This is a genomic window from Roseburia sp. 1XD42-69 (genome assembly GCF_003612565.1).
In the GTDB taxonomy this organism is placed as follows: domain Bacteria; phylum Bacillota; class Clostridia; order Lachnospirales; family Lachnospiraceae; genus Roseburia_B.
The window spans coordinates 1-1,318 of sequence record NZ_RAZG01000213.1 but is presented as its reverse complement, the minus strand read 5'-3'; the positions used below and the strand labels follow the sequence as shown (position 1 = coordinate 1,318).

At 39.7% G+C, this 1,318-nt stretch carries 1 pseudogene; it reads right to left on the bottom strand.

Going from position 1 to position 1,318, the window contains the following annotated elements:
* Positions 1-163: 163 nt before the first annotated feature.
* Positions 164-1,239: pseudogene (locus D7Y06_RS25165) on the bottom strand (tyrosine-type recombinase/integrase).
* Positions 1,240-1,318 lie beyond the last annotated feature (79 nt).

Sequence of the window (1,318 nt, the reverse complement as noted above, 5' to 3'; positions counted from 1 at the left end):
GGAGAGATACATGAAATTCAACGGTAAACGATATATAACATCACATTAGAATCTTTCGTGAAACAACCCTACTCCATTTCTGAAAATCGTTGTCACTGGAAGAAACCTCTGCTATACTTGTATTGTGGATATTGATAACAGAGGTTTTCCAGTTATCACAGCCCTAACAGTTGCCGCTGTCGGGGCTATTTCCTTTTTCGCTGTCAAGTAAATCTGCCACTCTCCGTTGCTGATTAGGATATAAGTGTCCGTAGGTATTCAGCGTAATGCGAATATCCTTGTGCCCTACTCTCTCTTTTATCAAAAGTGGTTCTATACCCTTATTGATTAAGTACGCCACATGAGAATGTCTAAGGTCATGTACCCGGATATTCTTCACTCCGGCTTTCGTTATTTGGCGTTTCATTTTATGCTGAATCGCTTCCTGCACGATTGGGAAAAGTCTTTCATCGTCCGGCATACCATAGTGACCGTCAACAAAATCTTTAATTTCCTTTTTCAAAAACTCCGGGATTTCAACCGTCCTTACCGATTGCTTTGTTTTCGGTTCTGTAATAACGTCCTGCCTGCCAGACGATAATACGTTTTGGTGATGCTGATTTGGTTATTTTCAAAACTTATATCGCCCTTTGTCAAAGCTAATAATTCGCCAATCCTACAGCCCGTCCAAAAGAGGATTTCAAAGATTAAATAGTATCGTGTTCCCGGCTCTATCGTCTGAATAAATCTCTGATATTCCTCTGTTGTCCAAAAGTCCAAACTCCTTGAATCGGAATTTCCCATGCGCTTCACTTTCTTACATGGATTTGTATGCAAATCATAAATGCGTGACGCATGAGTAAATATACAGGTCAACTGATTTTGTATCATTCTTAAATAGCTTTCCGAAAATCCCTTTGTCTGCATTTCGTTCTGCCATTGTATGATTTGTGAAGCGGTAATCTCACTCAACATTTGTTCGCCAAAGTAGGGAATAATGTGTTGCTCCATCATATACCGTTTATTCTTCATGGTGCGGTCTTTCAGTTCATTCTGCTTATCCTCAAAATAGACCTCCATAAATTCACTCAACTTCATATCCATGCTTCGGCTACTGCTTAATTTCTTTTGCCGCTCGTACTCTAACGCTTCTCTTTTTGTTTCAAATCCTCTCTTTCTTCGCTTTTTCTTCTCTCCCTTTGCCGTTGTTTCAAACCATTGCGCCGACCACTTTTTCGTGTCTTTCTCCTTATAAGCCATACTGTCACGCTCCTCGTATAATAAGTTTGTAAGCAAGAAAAACAGCTTACAGACTTATTCTTTTTTGATTAGACAGAAG